Here is a 16,682-nt window from a genome sequence, read left to right as displayed (position 1 = left end):
TTCATGAGTAGATATAGAGCTAAAAACAAGAGTAGCAGTTTTGGAGGAAATGTTCTTTTACTAATAACAATAATTATAGTTATTGGTATAGTAAATGGATGTAATATTATAAAAGGCTATATAGTATCAAACAAAGAATACAATGAAATCAAAAAAGAATTTAACGAAGAAGAATTTAATACCAAACTAATTCCTAGAGAAAATCTAGTAAATTTATTAAAGGAAGAATATCCAAATATAGAGTTGGTTAATTCTACTGTCTATGGATACTCTAATCCTTCTAAGATTGAAGAATATGAAATAATAACAGGAGTACACGAAAATGGAAATACGGTGTCGGTAGGTATTCAAATTTGGACTTACAGTAAAGAAAAAAATTATTTATTTTCTAATGATAAAGATGTCGAGTTTAGTGAAATAGACGGTAAATTAGAGCAAATAAATATTATTGCTAGCAGCAGTGATTTCCCTTTTGATGGAGATTTTATGAAAAAATTACTGATAAACGTTTCAAAGGGAATAGGTAAGGAATTGACAGTAGAAGAGGTCACGGGTCATATTGATACTTTTTTAATTGAGACAAAACCGTTCGTAAATGCTATAAATAACGGAACAGGTAGGGCTGGGTTATCTAGTGGTTATGGATTTAATAATAATGGTATAGATTATCATTTTTCAATTTCTCCACCGGGAAGATTTCATGTTGAAGGTGTGTATATTTACGGAATTAATGTCAATATACTTGGTCAAGAGGATGCTGAAAAGGCATTTAAAGTTATGTATGAAATAAAAGATTAATAAATTGGGGGATTAACGTATTCCCCTTTTTTACTTTCGAAAACAGCCTTAAAGCAAACGGTTGCTATCTACTTCTATCACTTGCAAATATAAAAAACCAAGATCTAGTCTTGGTTAATAAAAAGAGATTTGGGTTTAATCTACATAAAGTAAAAACTCTTCGGTCTTTTCAATTTTAAAGTATGAACAAATGGTATCAAGAAGTTCCATCGAAGTTTGTCCTTCCTGAATCAATTTCCTAATAACCTCTTCTGAATAACCAATTTTCATTCCAAATTCTTTTATGGTTAGACCTTCTCCATAGATTAAAGCAGCCACAACAAATCGTAAATTACCCGGATTCAATTTTTGTCTGAGTTCCCACCAACTATTAGAAGTGGCTTTTTCTTTTATTATTAGTTCTTGATATCTTGGGTTTGATAAGGAAGTAATTGTTGAGATTGATTCCCCTTCTCTTAAATACTTATTGATCCTATCTCTGTTATTGCAAACGGTGGAAACTAAATCTAACTCATTTCTTAATTCTCTAGATTCCTTTCTAAGCTGCTGTTCTTTCCTAAGTAGCAATAAATATTGATTTTCTGGTTGCGTAAATGGAGTGTTATTTTCATATGATTCAATTAGGTTTAATAATCCTAATAGAAAATGAGACCTATCATTTAAAGTAATTCGCTCTCTCAAAATAGAAGCAAATTCAGTTGAGGTAGTAGATGATTGTTCACGAAGAAGTACTTCTGCATTAATAATTACTTCTACTTGCATGCTGTGAAAATAGTATTCTTGTCCTTTAATATTTTCAAGTAAATATTCTTTTAACTTTAGATACTCCATATCTTACCCCTTTCTAAAAATAAGTGGTATTCGGCAAATATAAACCGAATACCACTTATTTAATTCCGGTTTGAATAAACATTTTTAACCAAGTTAAACTCGTTTTCATCTTCAATATCTTTAAATCCAGTATTTCCGTCTTCATCGATCACAATATAAGCGAATGAAATTTCATCAGAAACCTGGAGGACGGCATAACGTTTTCCATTTACTTCAACCACTTGCTTTAAAGAAACGTCATCTACTGTTAGATTTGATCTTTCATCATGTAAAACCATTTCTATTTCCTGCCCCATTATGTATCCTCCATTTCTTTAAATGATTTGTAATAAAGATAATATCTAAAGATTGTTTCTGAATCTGAATACCCGTATTTAACAAATTGTTCTAATACCTTTTTAAAGGACGAAATAGGTAACTGATATAAGAAATAATACCGTTGAGGAGATGAAATTCGATTGCTGTATTTAAAATGAATTAATTCAACAGTTCGTTCATGCAACTGTCTTTCTTCTTCAGACATATTAATAGCTTCAATATCCAGGTACTCTTCAACACGATAATTTAGTCTTTTTTGTATGGATTGCCGAATATCAGCAGGGATAAGCTCAGGGAAAACCGCCCAATTCATAAAGGTGGCAAAGGATACACTTATATCATCTAATCCCAAAAAGGCATGCAGACTTTTTAAGTCAGTTTCAAAATTTAAAAGCCCCCAAAATTCTTTTCCTAGTTCTACAATTGAATTTTGTTTCACTTTATTAATCCTCAAAATCGTCTTCATCCTCTATCTCTAATGTTTGAGTCGCAAAATATTGAGTAGCTGTCATACCAGTATGTTCTTCCGTTAAGAAAGAAATAGATGACATCTTCAACATTTTGCTGTGAGATTCATAGATTAGGAACGTATCTTTACCTAGACCCATAAGAAGGCGTTCGTCAGTGGTGTATCGTACTTCAACGCCAGGCATGTATTCTTCGGCTAATGTCGCTACATAGGGAATACGAGAATCACTATCCACTATAACAATGATTCTTCTTGGTCTTGTATTGAGCGGGAGCTTATCAATTGCTAACTTCGTTTTCGTAAAGCATTTAACTGCATAATCATTCCAATCATTTGTTAAGCGGATGGTTTCTATCCAAAAAGTCAAAAAGTCACCTGTATCCTTAATAAGTTCAACAGCTACATCTGGCCGGTGATAAGTTCCATCTAACAGGCGAATGGATGTTTTTCTTTCCCATGAGATAACCCGATCAAGTCTTTTTAACTCAGCATACAATTCGTTACTAACGAGATCATGAAAAAAACCTGTCATGCCCGGTCCACGGGTTCGTGTAAATTCAACGGGCTGAAATATAAATTCTTTTGGAAGATCTCTTCTAAACAAAAGACTAGCTGCTTCACAACCAACTCTAGTTAATCCATATATTAATGGCTTCTTCTTTCCATCCACACAAGGAGTCACCCAAGAAAAAGCTGTAATGATTCCTCTTTTTCTACACTTTTGTATAAAGTCGCGCACTTTATCTGTTCTATCCTCAGCGTCAAAAATTACTTTATGGATTTGATTTCGGGTGGCGATTCGGTGTAAGGATAGAAAGTCAATCAATGCTATTTCATTGTCTGTAAAGGAATGAGTCTCTAAACGGTTATCTAACCAATACTTTCCAATGTGATTCCCCTGCTTTGGTTGGTAATAAACCATAGTTGCATAAGGGTCAGAAAATAAACCGAACATTGAACCATCAGGAGGTAAAAACTTTAAAATATCTGTAGGACTTGTTACTGGATCATAGGGATTACTTGTTGCCATAGGCAAATCCGTCATCTTCCTAATGGAAGACAACGGAGAGTTTGAAGGTAAAGAATTTACATCAATCTGTAAAAGATTATCGGACATAGCTAGAGCCCCGAGAATTTTCTTGCCTACGAGAATTTTGCCTTGGGTCAATGATAATCCCTTTTACTCTTCGTTCATGAGCAATGATTTCCTGAATTTTAAAGTTAACCATGTCTCCTACTTTTAGCCGGTTTAAATTGGTTGATGGTGGAATACCTGTACGAGTTTGAATTCCTCTTGGTTCCAGCTTGACGAACAATGATCCAGTGTCAATCGAGATTTTAGTAATATAGCCTAGGTAGGTTGACTTTTCTTTATACTCATTTAAATAAATCATAGGGTCGGTTTCTAACGCTCTACTACTAACCGATATGTACCCTTCAATTCGTTTTTTATTTTCTGCTTCATTTTCTGCTTCAATTTCTTCGGTTAACTCTTCAGTTGGTTTATTTGTATCCTCAGTTAAGGCTTGAGGTTTAACGATTTCCAGCAATTTCACATCAATAGTTTCCCCGATGAATACTACTTCTCGTAAATCTTCATGAAATTCATAAGAAAATTCATTTCTAAACATCTTAGTTGGTACACCATTAACGAGAAGATAAACATTGAAGCGGTCAACCCCACGAACAAACGCTGGGTATACATCTCCCTCTTTTGCACGATTCCAAAAACGCTTGGCCGAAATTTCTAATGCCTTAATTCGGTTAGCAGCAAAAGTCTGATTGTCTAAGTCTACATAAGAAACTACAAAATCAAATGTCTTCCCAACAAAGTTCTGCAAACCTTTGAATTCATAGTTATCAATAAATGACTTTGGTAAGAAACCATAAATTCCACGGTAATTTAATTTTAGACATTCCTCCTTTACTTCCCCTGCTTCAAAGATTTCAATTCCAATTACTTGAGCTTTCAATACAGATTGCGTTCGATGTGAATTTTTAATGTCAGCCCATGCTGCGGCTCTTTCCATTTCAAAACTGTTTTCGTTCATGTTAACATCTCCTTTGATAATTTCTCTTAAAAAACAAAAAAGCACCATTAAACCAATAAATGGCTTAACGGTGCTTCCGTTTTTTAGAGAATATTAAATTTTTAACACTTATTTAATAATATAAACAAATAAATAGAAAAACTCAACTACTTTTCATAATGTTGGAAAATTAATTCCTTACAGGTCATCTTCAACATGATCTAAATTTAAATTTACTCCTCTAGGATTTTCTCTTATTGATGGTTGTTCATCTTCCTTTGGTGGCTCTTCATTCTCCTTTTGAAATCCGCTTAAATCTTCTTGTTGATCCTTAATCTCCTGTAAAAGTTGTTCAACTGCTTTTTCTTGTTCTTTGTCGTGGATACTATGTGTAGAAAAAGGACTAGCAGATGAATCATTCTCTGTAACAATATCAACGTTGTCTACGTTACCTTGTTCCTCTCCTTTTTCTTCATTGTCCTCAATAATTGGATCAGGAAGGAGCGGGTTAGGTTGTTCCGCAGGTTCTTGTTCTAGTAAAGAAGATGGTTCATTCTCAATATAAATTTCACTAGAGTCAATACTCAATTGTTCTAAAGGCGGTTCCGCATCTTCTGTTTTCTTGGCTTTCTTCGGTTTTGCTGGCTTATCGTTGGTTTCTTCATTTGTAGAATCTTCCTCGTATCCAGGTAAATCAAGTTCTAATTGATTAAAGGCGTCTATATTCCAATCATCAGCTCCATCATTGTTAAGAATCTCCCATAGATTGCTACTTTTACTTGTACCATCAGGATTTTCCTGATTTAGTGTTGAAGGTTCATTAGTGTTAAGTATATTCGGTTCATCTGACAACGCGTCATCTCCCATATTAGGAGCGGTTACTTCCATTTGTTCTAAATAATTGTCAATAACGATAAGGTCATCCGTTTGTTCAGACTTTAATTCTAGTTGTTTAAAATACTTTTTAAGAAAGCGTGCCTCTGTTACAAAACTCCCCGTGGCTAATCTTGCTTCATCGATGGAACCATCCTCTTTAACTAATTGAACAATCATATGTTTGAAGGGCAATTTAGCAATGTCGGTTGGAGAAAATTTTGGCTGAGTTATCTTTTGTGTATTATGTCTATATCCCCAGGATTGATTTTCTACGGTTACTGGTGTGGTAGATTCATTTAATGATTCTTCTATAATTATTTCTTCAAGGAAAGTTTCAGAAAATATTTGATTGTCCTCCACCGCTCCCCGTCCAAAAACTGTTTTGTTTGAGGCGTTTGTCATAATGGTTTCACGATACCCTTTTACAACGGAATCTAATTGCCCTAAAGATTGGATAGCGATTAATGATCCCACATTATAACTTCTCCCAAGCGTTAACATTCGTTCAAAAGCTTCGTTAATGTATAATGGGAATTCATCAATATTGAAAAATATGGGGATTCTCTTGTAAATCCTTTTATTTTCCCCTTCTCCGATTTCTTCACCATCTTTTGGTCTGCGGAATACTGCACTTTGAAACTGTCTAATGAAGAATTGGCCCAATAATAGAGAGAGTTCCTCAAGTTCACCGAGCGCGGTATTGATCAAGAGAACCCCGCCGTTTTCAAGGAATTCATCTAGATTTAATACTTTATCTCCATCTTTTGAAATCATCAGATCACTAAGCATACTGTTCATAGCAATATCATTTAAGTATTTTTTAGCTCCTGATACATATTTGTCTTTTTTGCTTTCTACTACTTGTTGACCAGCATAACGATGCCCATCTGGATAAAGGACGGGGTTGATTTGGTCCTTGTCTCTATATGTTTTGTAATCTAACACTTCATCTTCAAAATAACTGACGATACGTTCCCAACGTTCAATTAATCTTTGTTCAATATCTGGATTTCCTCTAGCGGTTTCTATACTTGCCCGGACCCTTTCTGTTACTGTTGCTAGGAACCTTGGATCTGTATACATCTTTTGGATATGAGTAATATTTGTGAAATCCTTATACGCTAACTTTGCAAGCATTGTATAGAGAGCGGCTGTCTCCTCTTGCTGCCCTTTAAAGAATTCATCTTGATCTCCTGTTAGGGAATTAAGCGTTCCACGAAAGGATTCGGCTGCTGCTTCTAGTTGACCAAAAAACGGATTGAATTTAGTTGTTTGGGCTTTCGTTGGATCCACAACCATTATTTTTTCATCTGGAACACCAAGTTCTTTTGCTAATTTTAATACATCATCAACAGCATCTCCCTTAGGCTCTAATAAAACCAATCCGCCAGGTATACCTCTTGCAATCTTTGTTAAGTCTTGTGCAATTCGTAAAAATAGAGCTGTAGAGGTTTTACCTGAACCTGTGGCACCATCTACAAGTTCGTGAAGATATCTTGCTTTTTCTTTCAGCACAAGAGGTTTCTTTGTTTTTTTATCCCAACCTACAATGACATCGAACTTGTCGTAAAGTAAGTCATGTGAGAATCGAGCAATTGGCCCAAACTCCCATTTGAAAAATTGCTCTTTTGTTATATCCTCATTTATCTTGTAATGACGATAGGTAATAACTAAAAGAATACCTGTTAATATGACTGGTGAAAAATAAATCAAGGTTAAAAATGCATCTAAATTAGTGACAAGTAGATTATTATATTGCTTTGGGTCTACCTCTATCTTGGATATAAACGGATCATAATGTTCAGCAATATATCGAGCAGCTGCAGCCCATAACATAATTGTCAGGGACGATACATTAATGAACAGAGAAAGCAACCTCCCCCGCTCCGTAAAACTCCAATCAAGAACAATTTTAAACCCTTTTTTAATAGGTTTAGTTATCGTTGAATAAAACCAGGTGATAAGCGGGATGAGTAAAAAAATTTGAAAGGTTGTCCATGATACCTTCTCAAATATTGCAAAGAGCGGTATACCAAATCCAAGTTTTAACCAAGTTCCTAATCCACCTAAACCAATAATGACGTTCAGGCTTGTTAGGGCAGTAACAAAATAGGTGTGGAATTTTAAACGGATGTATTCCTCGATTTTGTCACTATTTTTCAGCCAAAATGTTTTAACTTTTCTTGTCAGTTGCAACTAATTCTCCTCCTCCTTAAAAATAAAAGACCGGTCCTGAATAAACAGAACCGGTCCTTCCGATATTGTTTTAAAAAATTTTATATATTGCTTTGTGAAGAATATGTATATTTTCTCTTTCGATGCAGATACTCTTTAGATGACGTAATGAAGGTAGACGTAGAACCGAGTTCCCCTCCACATTTAAGGACTCCTCATGAGAGGATAAGGTCCCTATCACGAAAGAGCCGGACGGTAGGTAGAACGCAAACCATACTACGTCTTTTTATGTTTGTTTCGATATTATTTAACAAAGCAAATTTAATAAAAGTATAGAAGGTAAATCTAATATATGTCAACTAACCTTTTATCTGGTAATGTGATCTGTTCCTCTTGGATAGTTTGCTTAGTTAAATTAAATATATAGCCAGACTCAAAATAATCTTTGAAAGGTTCCAAAATAGGAACTCCTACTTGTTCGGGGATGGCACTTAAAAATGAGAAAACAGGAATAATCTCTTTAAATTTATAAAGCGTGCCTTTTTTTAAGGTCTTTTCATCCTCGTATTGTTTTTTAATTTGGTGTGCAATCATCCATCCCCTTGTTTCACATCCTTCTACCTTTACATGTAAATAAAGAGGATGCTTATAATCTGGGATTTGGGAATCTTCTGCCCTAGTAAAAGAATATAAAAGATGGCCAAGTGTTCCAGTGCTATTCCCTAGGATTGTTTGTTTATTGGCAATGCACCTATCATATACTTTCTTAATTATCGGGAAATGGTACTCAGGTGGATAGGAAATTTCATGCTGCATATATGCTTTTACATCAACCAATGACTTATATGTCAAATTTACTTCCGTTGCATAATCCTTTAATACTTCATAAAATGCAGAACTTATTGTACCCCATCTTATTTGCATTCCATATCTTAGGGTGAATTCATTTGTAATAAAAAGGATTGTTTGTGGAAGTGGCTTATTTTCCTTTTTAAGTGAATCAAAATATCTTTTATATCCTTTGAATTTCTCAATCAGAGCCTTCCTTCTTTCAGTTGAAAGGTCATACTCAATAAAATATTGTCGGTTGTTTATGAACACTTCCCCATCGGGGCGTAAATAAAAAGCATGTTTATTGCCTTTTACATTAACTTCTAATTTTCTCTCGGAGTGCATATTGTCCCTATACTTGATGACATTTTCAGTTTTCAATAATTTCCTTGATAACTCTCTAAGCTTTGTTTTACTCACAAACGCACGTATGTTCGCTATTCTAAATGTATTAGCTTTCAATTTTCTTTTTTTATTAATAAGGGCACATATGTTCGTCATCCTTTTAATAGACGCTTTTCCCTTCTTCAGCTTGAAATTCCATCTATTACGCTTATCCAAATCACGAATGATTAGATCAAAATCAACATGCATTAAAAAATGTGATGTGTAAACTTTTGGAGGTACATACTGATTGTAAGCAAAATGACCAACATCATTATGAAAACCAGTACCTTTAATTTTAATCTTAGTTGTATTAAGTTTAAGAAGTTTTGCTAGGTAATAGCCATCGCCGCTTAAATAATATAATTTTTCGTGACTAGAAGGTAAGTCGGTATTCGTTACGAGTTTCTTTATTCTAAGAGCTCGCAAGAATTTGTGAGTGTTTTGACTAGATGTTAGTGTTGGAAATAAATTTACTCCTCTTACAATTTGTTCGACTTTAGCACCCCTTACTCTATATAAATAATTCATTATTCTAATCTCGGCTTTAGTAAGGGAATAACCAAAAATATCTGGCATACTCTATTCTCCTTTCATATGTAACAGTTTTTTAATCCGTCCATTTTATAACACAATTTTAGGCATAAGATACATAGATTTACAACAATATAATTTTTACGGAAATACTTCTGTAGGAAGTAATAGAGTTGCGGTCTCGACTAGTTGAAAAATGTAGAAAGAGTCATCTTGTCCAAAACCCTTGCAAATGCTAAAAAAATGAATGGATTTTATACTAAATTTGCGTACTAAAATGATGTACTAAATTAAAATACTAAGCTTAGTACTATTATTTAGTATTTTAATTTAGTATAGCTTCTTAGTATATTTTGAGGTTGTTATAATACAGTTCTCATATTTTGGCAAACAGATAGTTTTTTGTTGCAACCCACTACGCCCTTCTCCCCTGCCAATGTAGAGTTTTTTATGGAAAAGTGGATATGTGACCCAGGGTTAAATAGGATATTTACAATAAAATAACGGGATAGAGGAGGCATACTGGAGGAACGAAATGATTGCAATAAAGATCTGTTCCTTTTTAATCTTATTAATATATTTTCAATATCTATATCTATACAATATCTATATATTATATTTATAAATAATTAAGTATAGAGGATTCTGACTTGGAAAAGAGGCGTCAAAAAAAATGTGGAAACTTTAAGGAAAGAAAAAGGATAGATTGTTAGTGACCATGTGCTGCTAAGTGGAAGTTACACTTACTTTAAATGTGCAGGCGTTATTTAGAGAAACAACATACATATCCTTGGACATGTTTGGGTTATATACTACAGTTGGTGAATATGTAAAATTTTATCAGTAAAGGGAGATTATTCACATGCGGGTTATTCTAATTGGTCCAAGAGGTGTAGGTAAAAAGAAGTAGCAAAAGAACTTGCGGAAAGACTACAAACACGTCTCGTTAGATGATGAAGGCAAAGCTCTAGACTTTACCATTCGTCAAACACGTATGGGACATATCACAATTACGAACTCCACTATTGTCTTGTCTAAATTTTAGATACACCATCTTAATTTATTCTTTTATAAAAAAGTTTGTTCATTTCTGTGATCCTTATGCCGTTAAAGCGCCCTTTAATTGAATCACTAAATATGGCCTCTGTCCTAAAATCCCTAAGTTCTTCTTTTACTAACGCCCCTCCGGTATTTTAATAACCTGTATATCAATCTATGGTATCTCACCAAGATCAACTCTAATACTATGGTTTTCTTCATACGCAAAGACATTAGTTTCTTCTACTTTTAAAATAAAGGAAAGCCTTTTTCCTAATTCTCTACCTTCATCTTTTGCTTTTTTCTCAATCTCATCAATATTTTCTTTTATAATAGTTTCGTAATCTCTCATAATCATTGCATAAACCTCACTGGCCCTAACTACTTCAAAGCCAATTCCACCTGTTGTAAGGCCCATCCCAGGTGGTCCATAGATTACGCCAGGTTCCGGTTCAATAAATGAATTAACATGAGCTGAACGAAATGATTTTATGTCTTCATCCGTTACTGGCTTTTCAAGACCAACCAGACCTTGAATTCTAAAGCGCTCTATTGATTTAGGCCAGTTACGATGAATAATACGAATCATTTCTTGATTAGTCCAATTTCCGTGTCCCAAAACATTAATAAAGTAAGCATTATCTTCATCGAACCGAACAAACAACACCGGTCCAGTTCTTTTCATAAATCCATCCGTATCCAAAGCAGTGCTTAAGTGTAAATGGTAAATATCCCAGTCGTTAAGGAGATCATCATCATAGTTTAAATCAGATATTCTTCTGCTTAAGTGAGGACGTAAATCTATACCTTTTTCAATTTTCTCTTTGACTATTTCAAGACCTAATTGCAGACTAGCAGGACATTTAAACTCTTTTGCAATAAGTATTTTTCGTGGTATAGGACGGACAAGTCTTCTAACAAGATTAAAGTATTGTAAACTAACATCTTTTTCTTCTGTAGCAGGGATATATCCAAATTGATTTAAGAAGTTTCTAAGATGAGATATCCAATCACTGTAGAAATCCATTTCAAATTCATATTCCATTGTAAGTTATCATTCCTTCATAAAAATTTTTTGTAATAAAATTCTATTTTCTATCATTAAAATATTTAATTAACTTTTTTTATTCTATGAATGGCTATCATCATTCCAGTTTAAGTTGCAAGGTTTATTACAATAAAGTTTTTCAATGTTCCGTCAGTTAAACAATAATTTAATTATTCCTACTTCAATTAACCTCCCTGTTAGTTGAAGTTTACTTTTTCACGACCTTATCTATATTTTAACATTAATACCCAATTATTATAGAGATCGTTATTCCACAATCTGGCCCTTTTCATGAAGAAAGACGCTTTCCTTTTTTCAGAGAAGCGCCCGATTTTCGAATAATCATACTGACAAGGTTGTTACCGCTCAATTCCTTCAGATAGATTCCCCTTGTTTTGTTTAGGGGGGTAACAATGTAAGATTTATATCCATCTTTGAAATTGACGCTGCTATCATAGTGGCTTTCCCAGAGGAATTTTTTTGTAATGAAGCGGATCCATTTACAAGCATTAATAATGTTCCCAACAGACAACTGCATTACATAGAAGTATACACGCTTCATAATTTCATTAAAACGATATATGAATTCATAGTATGTTTTCGATAAAGATTTTAAATTTGTCCTCCACTTGCAAATTTAATGTCTTAGACTATGCAGAAGCTTTCTAGGCACAAAAGAAAAAGACCCAACACTAGTTGTTGACTCTCCTTCTTATAAGTTTAGTTTTATTTATTATCTTTATCTTTCACAAGCCCATCCATCATTGTCTCGATCATGTTTTGGTGCATATGCTGGATGGTCAGAAGCGACACCATTAGGATAGTATTTTCTTAATTCAGTACAATTTTTGAATGATGTTGGTGCATTTGGATCAAGACCATCATCATTTATTGAACCTTCCTGTTCAAGCAATGCTAACTTCGCTTTTGATGGAGTTTCATATTTAACGAAATCTGATTTTTGAACAAAAAGTCCTCCTCCTAAACCATAATATCCTATACCTGTTACTACTCTATAACTATATATTCGGTATTCCTCTCCCTTTTTAAGTCTCTTATCCTGTGTTAATGTATTTTCATTTATCTTAGTTGCGTTGACGTTAGTTAGGATCGTTACTTTACCAATTTGTCCTTGTTTTAGTTCGGTTTTACCCCACATAACTTTTGCTGAAGCCATACTTGAAGAAAAGATCAACAAAAACACTGTAAAAATACTAACCAATAATTTTTTATTTTTCATTCTTTACCCCTCCTATTTATCTGGTATTTTATTACCACGCTATAACTTTACTATAAATGTCCAAATTTTTCCTCCCATTTATCAAAAAGATTCAATTTGGTTTAGATGTGTAGTTCCATTAAATGGCCCTTTTCATGAAGAAAGACGCTATTCATATTTCAGAATAGCGCCCTTTAATGGAATAACGAAAATTAGAAAAACTGATATTTCCAGAAAAAAAACTCCATAAAAATAAAGAGGCTTCTTACTTCAAGTTAAATTGACCTATCCACGGGTTTAAAAACTTTTCCTTCGCATCCTTTACATTCATAAATCGTGGGATCCTGGAGATACTGCATAGTCAAACCCTTTTTAAGTTGTGAATAGGGGTAATATTTACCGCAAGAAAAACAATAATTTCCATCAACGTAGGCGAACCCACATGAACAAATGAATACCTCTGTTTTCTCTTTTCCACAACTAGGGCATTGTCCATTAATTGTGCCCTTTAATCTTGCGATTTCTAGGCTTTGTCTTCGGACGTCTTCTTCCAAACGTTGTTTTTGGTATTTTTTATCTTGAAAATACTCATAAAGCTTGTAAATTATGATTATGATAGCAAAAAAAACAATCCATTGAAGTATATGAATCACTTTACCATCCCCCCCACTCCACATTTTACCACCCCATATATTTCCAAGCTATATATTCTTCCTCCATTAAATGACCCGTTTGCGGAACAAAAAAATCCTGTTTAATCAGGATTTTTAATCAAACTTTATTACGAAATTATCAGTCTTTATTTTAAAAAAACGAACTTTGTTTTAATGATCAAACATTTTTATAAAACTACAACAAAATAAAAAAGCAGCTTAGCTGCCTTTTATTTTAACCGATCTAATAAAAAATCAGGTACCGGAGGTTCATCTTCTGAATCATCATTTATTGTAACCATAGGTTGTTTAATACTTTCATTCAAATCCACTTTACTTTCTTTAGCAATAGATGGCTCTCTATACTCTTCTTTTGGTATTTCAACAATTTCTTGGTCTTTTCTGGCCTTATTTTCGATTGTATTTATTGTAGGTTTTTCAATAGTTTCATGAATTTGTGGTGTATTTTCTACCTGAAGTTGACTAAGTGTACTTTTAATCTGTTTTATTTCGTTTATCAGATGTTCTTCATTGGATATAGAACTAGTTGTCTTAGTCATTATGGGACTGCTGCTTAGTAACGATGTTTCAGGCGGTTTAATCGAACCATTATCTATTAAACTACGTACAAAAGAAGTAACATTTCCACCATTATGAAAATACGGAGGAAAATACATTTGGGAGTCGACATTCCCTACGTGTTCTAAGAAAAAGAGAATAGCAAGTCTTACTCCATCCGAAACATTACTTTGTTTGTTAATAAAGTCTAATACTGCCTGATTATCATTCAGATAAAGCATTTGTTTATCCCCTGCTTTTTTGGGTTCTGTTGCTCTCTTTTTACTCAATGACTCTCCCCTCCTTTTCAACTTATATTTTCATTAATAAAAGGTGAAGTTTCCCTCACCTTTCATTTTATTTTTGAGTTGCTGAAGCTTGTTCTTTTAATTTTTTGAACATACCGTTTTTAAAGATTTGATTCATTCCATCTACGTTCATAGTAACAGCGTAATCTTTTGGTACCCATAAGACAAGAACCGGTCTTTTGATGTGGGACAGATGTTCTTTAATTTCCGGCAGCATTACTTCTTTAATTAATATCGAGCCTCCACCGTAAGCAAGCACTAGGTCAATTTCATTGTAGGTTCTTTCAAACTGCCCTTTAATAGCATCCATGAGCTGTTCAACTAAAGTACCTACTGTCTGATCTACATAACCTTTAGCAATCTGATGGTATTCAGGATGCTTTTCTGGCTGCTCTACAAATTCAGAGAACTTTTGTCTTGCAATATTCATGTTTTCTTCTTTCTGAAACACTTCCCGTGCCTCGTCCATAGCATAAGCAGCACCAACTGATAGTCCCAGTGCGTATTGTTCAAGATAATTGTACCCTTTTGTTATACACAATTCTGTTGTACCGTCTCCAGGCTCTACATGCAGAATAGTCATATCCATAAGCTTTTTTAAGTCTATATCTGCGACAAGGCTTGAATCGTTCTGCTCTTTTAAGGCTTCAATTAGTTTAGTAGTTCGCCCCTTGTTCCCCATAATTGAAAATAATGCTGTAACCCCTTCTTCTATAACGAAAACAAAATCGAACTTTATGTCCACCTTTACTGCAACAGTTTGAGTTATGTATACAACAACTTGATGTTCATGTTCAGTAAATTTATTTCTAAATTTCTCTCTGTTTTTAAAATCATGAGCAATCTCTGAAACTGGCAAAGCAGTAACCATATCAACCTTTACTTCAATACGGTTTGGTAACTCGCCTTTGGATTGATATACATCTTTTACAGCTTTACCAGCAATTAGTCCTAATGTATTTATTAATGGCAGGTCACTATCAGATTTTAAATCTTTTCCTGCTCTCATTGCTTTTGGCTGCTTTTTATTATCAGCTAAAGAGGCAGTACCAATTAAATAGTTTCCATGATTTGCTTGCTTAAGGCTATTAGACATTACGTTTATAACTAAATTATCTAATATTTGTTCAACTGCTAAATCTAATGGTTTTACACCAGGTATATTTGGCTGAAGTATTTTAGTGTGTACATTGGGCTGTAAGAAATATTCATCGTTGATAATTGCCTTTTGTTTGGAGTTTCCATTGTCATTGGCCATTTCGTAGTTTAATTTTGCAACTTTCATAGTATTACCTCCTATTGGATTAATTTACTATTAATCTAACATATTTATATATAGGTGTCTAGTATCAACATAGTATCAATACACTATATATATATTGTATTGATAAATATACAGATGGTATATATATAATATATGTATGAAATTGAATTTCACACCCTCTGAAACACTTGCGAGTGGTCTGAATTTCATTTTCAGGAGGTGTGAAAAGCAGATTTCATTATTATGAAAATGTAATTATATAAGTCTGAACTTTAGTGTGAAAGAGAATTAATACTAAAAATCAATGTAGTGAATTTATAGGTTCGAAAAGATGAATTAATAGAGTTGGATTATTGAAAATAAAATTTCATATCTAAAGAGCAGTCAATAACATTTTCATAGCAAGAAAGTTAAGGTATGATAGATTTAGTGAGGATATTATTTGTTAAAAAGTATATGAATTTATAAAATTAAGAGGCTGAAAAGATATTGCGAACTAGGCTGAAAATCAATTTCAAGGCGGTGATAATATGAGCGAAGGTTCTTTTGTAATGTATACGATTAAACAAGTTGCTGAGGAGTTTGGTGTCAGTGATAATACTATAAGAAACTGGGAAAAAGAGTTTGGAGACATCTTAAACATTCAAAGAGATAGCAATAATAATAGATACTATATTCAAGAGGACATAGAGAATTTCAGGGCTATTTTGCACCTTAGAGAAGAAGGATTTGGAATAGCTCAAATAAAAAAGATCTTCAAGACAATTAAACACGAAAGTCCTAATACTGGAACTTCAGGGGTCTCTAAAGAGGATATTAATTCATTAAAAGCAATGTTTAATCAAGGTGTTCCGGCTGTAAATAACGTAACCAAGGAAGATTTACAAAGCTTTCAAGAGAGTATAGTACAAGCTATAGGAAGTCAATTTCAGTCATTTGCGAATACGATAAATGAAATGCAGCTTAAAATAGGACAGCTTGATAATAGAATGCAAATGTTATTGGAGGCTCCTAAAGAAGATAGTGTTGATTCCTTACAAAAAGAATTAGCTAACATTAAAGAGCTTCAAAAGAGTTTGCAGCAGGAATTTCAGGCCTCTGAAACGAATGAATTACTTAGAAAACAAGCAGAAACTATTAGTTCTTTAAACAACGAATTAAAAGAGCGTGAAGAGAAGTTTTCTCAGATGGTTTCGAAATATAGAGAAGAAGTAATTGAAATAAGGGAAGAACCAAAGAAAGGATTCTTTACTAAGTTGTTTGGTAAGTGATTCTAAATATATTGCACGTTTTCAAGAGTTGTTATATATCTATTAATAGATAAATATTTTGAATAACGATAAAAGTC

At 33.5% G+C, this 16,682-nt stretch carries 13 protein-coding genes; 2 read left to right on the top strand and 11 right to left on the bottom strand.

Features of this window, described 5'->3' with window-relative positions:
• The first annotated feature begins 3 nt into the window (after nucleotides 1-3).
• Nucleotides 4-798, top strand: coding sequence for a hypothetical protein (locus tag AR328_RS16495; RefSeq protein WP_066298109.1), 795 nt, complete (start codon nucleotides 4-6; stop codon nucleotides 796-798).
• Between the two features lie 135 nt (nucleotides 799-933).
• Here the strand turns inward: AR328_RS16495 and AR328_RS16490 are convergent, their stop codons facing one another.
• The 11 genes from AR328_RS16490 to AR328_RS16435 all read right to left on the bottom strand — a co-directional run bounded on the left by AR328_RS16490 (nucleotide 934) and on the right by AR328_RS16435 (nucleotide 15,355).
• The gene (locus AR328_RS16490; RefSeq protein WP_066298105.1) at nucleotides 934-1,629 is read right to left on the bottom strand and encodes a hypothetical protein; all 696 of its coding nucleotides are present in this window, start codon (nucleotides 1,627-1,629) and stop codon (nucleotides 934-936) included.
• Nucleotides 1,630-1,688: 59 nt separating this feature from the next.
• Entirely contained in the window at nucleotides 1,689-1,925 is a 237-nt protein-coding gene (locus AR328_RS16485; RefSeq protein WP_066298102.1) for a DUF1292 domain-containing protein, read from the bottom strand.
• Nucleotides 1,925-2,386, bottom strand: coding sequence for a hypothetical protein (locus AR328_RS16480; RefSeq protein ID WP_231734933.1), 462 nt, complete (start codon nucleotides 2,384-2,386; stop codon nucleotides 1,925-1,927). The genes AR328_RS16485 and AR328_RS16480 overlap by 1 nt, the downstream gene beginning before the upstream one ends.
• A gap of 4 nt (nucleotides 2,387-2,390) precedes the next feature.
• Complete coding sequence (locus AR328_RS16475) at nucleotides 2,391-3,533, bottom strand: replication-relaxation family protein (protein WP_066298096.1); 1,143 nt, start codon at nucleotides 3,531-3,533, stop codon at nucleotides 2,391-2,393.
• Complete coding sequence (locus AR328_RS16470) at nucleotides 3,523-4,467, bottom strand: hypothetical protein (protein WP_066298094.1); 945 nt, start codon at nucleotides 4,465-4,467, stop codon at nucleotides 3,523-3,525. Before AR328_RS16470 ends, AR328_RS16475 begins: the two co-directional genes overlap by 11 nt.
• A gap of 177 nt (nucleotides 4,468-4,644) precedes the next feature.
• Nucleotides 4,645-7,518, bottom strand: a complete 2,874-nt coding sequence (locus AR328_RS16465; protein ID WP_066298089.1) for a type IV secretory system conjugative DNA transfer family protein — start codon at nucleotides 7,516-7,518, stop codon at nucleotides 4,645-4,647.
• Between the two features lie 324 nt (nucleotides 7,519-7,842).
• Nucleotides 7,843-9,291 (bottom strand): replication-relaxation family protein, encoded by a 1,449-nt coding sequence (locus AR328_RS16460; RefSeq protein ID WP_066298087.1) that lies wholly within the window; start codon nucleotides 9,289-9,291, stop codon nucleotides 7,843-7,845.
• A 1,168-nt stretch (nucleotides 9,292-10,459) separates the two neighbouring features.
• On the bottom strand, nucleotides 10,460-11,329 hold the full coding sequence (locus AR328_RS16455) for a hypothetical protein (RefSeq protein WP_197414478.1): 870 nt from the start codon (nucleotides 11,327-11,329) through the stop codon (nucleotides 10,460-10,462).
• A gap of 742 nt (nucleotides 11,330-12,071) precedes the next feature.
• Nucleotides 12,072-12,572: an excalibur calcium-binding domain-containing protein gene (locus AR328_RS16450; protein ID WP_066298085.1), complete on the bottom strand. Its 501-nt coding sequence runs from the start codon at nucleotides 12,570-12,572 to the stop codon at nucleotides 12,072-12,074.
• Nucleotides 12,573-13,434: 862 nt separating this feature from the next.
• Complete coding sequence (locus AR328_RS16440) at nucleotides 13,435-14,052, bottom strand: hypothetical protein (RefSeq protein WP_066298083.1); 618 nt, start codon at nucleotides 14,050-14,052, stop codon at nucleotides 13,435-13,437.
• Nucleotides 14,053-14,119: 67 nt separating this feature from the next.
• Entirely contained in the window at nucleotides 14,120-15,355 is a 1,236-nt protein-coding gene (locus AR328_RS16435; protein ID WP_066298082.1) for a ParM/StbA family protein, read from the bottom strand.
• Nucleotides 15,356-15,864: 509 nt separating this feature from the next.
• Between AR328_RS16435 and AR328_RS16430 the strand changes: the two genes are divergently transcribed.
• Nucleotides 15,865-16,605 (top strand): helix-turn-helix domain-containing protein, encoded by a 741-nt coding sequence (locus AR328_RS16430; protein WP_066298075.1) that lies wholly within the window; start codon nucleotides 15,865-15,867, stop codon nucleotides 16,603-16,605.
• Nucleotides 16,606-16,682 lie beyond the last annotated feature (77 nt).

The organism is Bacillus sp. FJAT-29937 (genome assembly GCF_001509555.1).
Taxonomy (GTDB): domain Bacteria; phylum Bacillota; class Bacilli; order Bacillales; family Cytobacillaceae; genus Cytobacillus.
This window is presented reverse-complemented; position numbering and strand designations above follow the sequence as displayed.

What these genes read in the sequence shown, in the direction of transcription:
- AR328_RS16495 (WP_066298109.1), top strand. Translation starts at nt 4, where the DNA reads ATGAGTAGATATAGAGCTAAAAACAAGAGTAGCAGTTTTGGAGGAAAT.
- AR328_RS16490 (WP_066298105.1), bottom strand. Translation starts at nt 1,629, where the DNA reads ATGGAGTATCTAAAGTTAAAAGAATATTTACTTGAAAATATTAAAGGA.
- AR328_RS16485 (WP_066298102.1), bottom strand. Translation starts at nt 1,925, where the DNA reads ATGGGGCAGGAAATAGAAATGGTTTTACATGATGAAAGATCAAATCTA.
- AR328_RS16475 (WP_066298096.1), bottom strand. Translation starts at nt 3,533, where the DNA reads ATGTCCGATAATCTTTTACAGATTGATGTAAATTCTTTACCTTCAAAC.
- AR328_RS16470 (WP_066298094.1), bottom strand. Translation starts at nt 4,467, where the DNA reads ATGAACGAAAACAGTTTTGAAATGGAAAGAGCCGCAGCATGGGCTGAC.
- AR328_RS16460 (WP_066298087.1), bottom strand. Translation starts at nt 9,291, where the DNA reads ATGCCAGATATTTTTGGTTATTCCCTTACTAAAGCCGAGATTAGAATA.
- AR328_RS16455 (WP_197414478.1), bottom strand. Translation starts at nt 11,329, where the DNA reads ATGGAATATGAATTTGAAATGGATTTCTACAGTGATTGGATATCTCAT.
- AR328_RS16450 (WP_066298085.1), bottom strand. Translation starts at nt 12,572, where the DNA reads ATGAAAAATAAAAAATTATTGGTTAGTATTTTTACAGTGTTTTTGTTG.
- AR328_RS16435 (WP_066298082.1), bottom strand. Translation starts at nt 15,355, where the DNA reads ATGAAAGTTGCAAAATTAAACTACGAAATGGCCAATGACAATGGAAAC.
- AR328_RS16430 (WP_066298075.1), top strand. Translation starts at nt 15,865, where the DNA reads ATGAGCGAAGGTTCTTTTGTAATGTATACGATTAAACAAGTTGCTGAG.